Source organism: Streptomyces sp. MnatMP-M17, assembly GCF_900091995.1.
Classification (GTDB): domain Bacteria; phylum Actinomycetota; class Actinomycetes; order Streptomycetales; family Streptomycetaceae; genus Streptomyces.
The window spans coordinates 1-3,152 of the sequence record NZ_FMDK01000780.1 but is presented as its reverse complement, the minus strand read 5'-3'; the positions used below and the strand labels follow the sequence as shown (position 1 = coordinate 3,152).

Genomic DNA, 3,152 nt, shown 5'->3' with positions numbered 1-3,152 from the left:
GGTCGCGCCGCGCCACCGCCCAGGCGGTTTCCCGGGCAGCCCGCCGAGATCGCGCACGGCCCACGCGACCGCGCCCGGGTCGCGCTCACCTTCCACGGCCAGGGCGATCCCGCCACCGCCACCGCCGTACTGACCGAGGCGGAACGCGCCGGGGCCCGGATCACCGTCCTCGCCGTGGGCGGCTGGCTCGACGAGCATCCACGCCTCGCCCGCCGTGTTCTCGACGGCGGCCACGATCTCGGCAATCACACGCTGCACCACACCGACATCTCCTCGATGGACGAGAAGGAGGCGTACGCGGAGATCACCGGCTGTGCCGAGCGGCTGCGCCGGCTCACCGGCTCCATCGGCACCTGGTTCCGGCCCTCCCGCACCCAGCACGCCACCGCGCTGATCGAGCGGCTCGCCCGGCGCGCCGGTTATCCGCATGTCCTCTCTTACGACGTCGACTCCCTCGACTTCACCTCGCCCGGCGCATCGGCCGTCGTCCGCACCGTCACCGGGCAGATCCGCAACGGCTCCGTGGTGAGCCTGCACTTCGGCTACGCGGACACGGTCGCCGCACTGCCCGCCCTCCTCGACGCACTGGAACGCCGCGGCCTGCGCGCGGTGACGACCACGGAGCTGCTGACCTGATGCTTCCTCCCATCAAACGGACCACCGCCCTGCTCGGAGCCGCGGCCCTGGCCCTCCTCGCGAGCTGCGCCGATCCCGACGGCCGACGGGACCGGCCGAACGCCACCAAGGCCTCCGCACAGCCGGCCGTGGCCCGGTCGAGCGCGCCCGCGGGACTGCCCGGCATGCCGCCGGTGGAGAACCCGAAGGACATCTACGCCGCCGACCGGCCCGGGATGCTCTCCCCGGTCGTGAAGGGCTTCCCGTCCCGCGTCTATGTGCCCAACACCAACTCCGACACGGTCTCGGTCATCGATCCGGCGACCTACAAGGTCATCGAGACCATCGAGGTCGGCAGACAGCCTCAGCACGTCGTGCCCTCCTGGGACCTGAAGACGCTCTGGGTCAACAACAACCGCGGCCATACGCTCACACCGATCGATCCGGCCACGGGCAAGGCGGGTGAGCCCGTCGACGTACACGATCCGTACAACCTCTACTTCACGCCCAACGGCAAGTACGCGGTCGTCATGGCCTCGCTCGACCGTCAGCTCGTCTTCCGCGATCCGCACACCATGAAGGTGAAGAAGACCGAGCCGGTCACCTGCGCGGGTGTCAACCACGCCGACTTCTCGGCGGACGGCCGCTACTTCATCGTCTCCTGCGAGTTCTCCGGTGAACTGCTGAAGGTCGACACAGAGCTGATGAAGGTCACGGCCCAGCAGAAGCTGCCGTTCCAGGGCGCGATGCCGCAGGATGTGAAGATCTCACCGGACGGCAAGACGTTCTACATCGCCGACATGATGGCGCACGGCATGTGGGTGCTGGACGGCGAGAAGTTCACCGTCCCGAAGCTGATGGCCACGGGCAAGGGCACACACGGTCTCTATGTCAGCCGTGATTCCAAGGTGATGTATGTGTCCAACCGTGGCGAGGGCACCGTCTCGATCTTCGACTTCACCCGGAACCGGCTGACCAAGAAGTGGCACCTGCCGGACGGCGGCAGTCCCGACATGGGCGGTGTCTCGGCGGACGGCAAGGTCCTGTGGCTGTCGGGGCGTTACGACTCCGAGGTGTACGCGATCGACACGGTCAGCGGCAAACAGCTCGCACGGATCCCGGTGGACGGTGGCCCGCACGGACTGGCGGTCTATCCGCAGCCGGGACGCTACTCGCTTGGGCATACGGGCGTCTTCCGCTGAGGGCCGGAGGCCGGCGCGGGGCCGCGAACCGGGCCCCGAACCGGCCTATGAGCCGGTGTCAACTCGGGCTCCGTTCCCAGCCGTTCGACGCCGACACGCCCCCATTCGGGTGATGGTCCACGGCCCGCCGCCGTAGAGCGTGAAGGGTGCTCCTCATGATCACCTCTCGCTCGCGGCAGCGGGCCGCAGCCGTGGCCCTGTCCGTCGTCGCCGTACTCGTCCCGGTCACCACCACCGAGGCCGCGCCCACCGTCTCCGCACCGGCCGTCTCCGCGCCCGCCACCGGCGCGCCCACGCTGACCGGACCGACACTCACCTCGGCTGCCGTCGCCGCCGCCGAACGCTGTCCTGCCGTCAAGGATCCGCTGTCCGCCGCCGCGGACCGCAGGGTCGATGTGGACCGCATCACTCCGACGCCGTCCTGGCGCACCAACTGCAAGCAGCTCTACCGCGCCGACAGCCGTCCGCCGGAGATCGTCTTCGAGCAGGGCTTCCATCCCAAGGCGACGCTGGACGGCCAGTACGACGTGGAGAAGTACGTCCTGGTCAACCAGCCCTCGCCGTATGTCTCCACCACCTACGACCACGATCTGTACAAGCAGTGGTACAAGAGCGGCTACAACTACTACATCGACGCGCCCGGCGGTATCGACGTCAACAAGACGATCGGTGCCACCCATAAATGGGCCGACCAGGAAGAGGTCGCCTTCCCCGGCGGAATCTCGCGTGAGCTGATCGTCGGTGTCTGCCCGGTCGACAAGCAGAAGAAGACCGAGATCATGACGGAGTGCCTGGACAATCCGCACTACAAGCCCTGGCGTGGCTAGCGAGGCGATAGGTGCCGCGCGCGGGCTGCCTCCGTATGGGCGCATGCGAGCCGATAATCTGATCCCGTCAGTACGGCACCACGAAGGGGCGGGACAGTGGCAGACATCGATGACGCGCGCAAGGCGTTCGACCGGTTCGACGCGGACGGCGACGGGCTGATCACGGCGAGCGAGTACAAGAGCGCGATGGCGCAGCTCGGTGACTTCCATGTGACCGAGCCCGTGGCGCAGGCCGTCATCAACGCCCATGACGCCAACGGCGACGGACTGCTCACCTTCGAGGAGTTCGTGGCCTCCCGCGACAACGGCTGACCAGGAGCGGGCGAGCAGGCGGGCCCCGGACCGTGCCGGTCCGGTCCGGGAGGTCGCGCATTCGCTCCGGTCGCGTTGCCGCACGGCTCGCCCGGAAGCGATGATCAAACGGTGATACTTCCGGGCCCGTCCGCCGATGACACCAGCGGCTCCCCGGGGCGCAGAACCGCCATCACCGCGGGCCTGCTCGCCGGGG

4 protein-coding genes are annotated in these 3,152 nt (G+C 68.6%); all 4 read left to right on the top strand.

Annotated features, from left to right (window positions below):
- Positions 1-636 (top strand): polysaccharide deacetylase family protein (locus GA0115259_RS30410; protein ID WP_093602959.1); only part of this gene is annotated, 636 nt, incomplete at its 5' end.
- A complete protein-coding gene (locus GA0115259_RS30405; RefSeq protein ID WP_093602957.1) occupies positions 636-1,817 on the top strand; it encodes a YncE family protein in 1,182 nt (393 codons plus the stop codon). The genes GA0115259_RS30410 and GA0115259_RS30405, both read left to right, overlap by 1 nt.
- A 155-nt stretch (positions 1,818-1,972) precedes the next feature.
- Positions 1,973-2,644: an ADP-ribosyltransferase gene (locus GA0115259_RS30400; protein ID WP_093602955.1), complete on the top strand. Its 672-nt coding sequence runs from the start codon at positions 1,973-1,975 to the stop codon at positions 2,642-2,644.
- A 96-nt stretch (positions 2,645-2,740) separates the two neighbouring features.
- Positions 2,741-2,956, top strand: coding sequence for an EF-hand domain-containing protein (locus GA0115259_RS30395; RefSeq protein ID WP_093602953.1), 216 nt, complete (start codon positions 2,741-2,743; stop codon positions 2,954-2,956).
- The last annotated feature ends 196 nt before the right edge of the window (positions 2,957-3,152 follow it).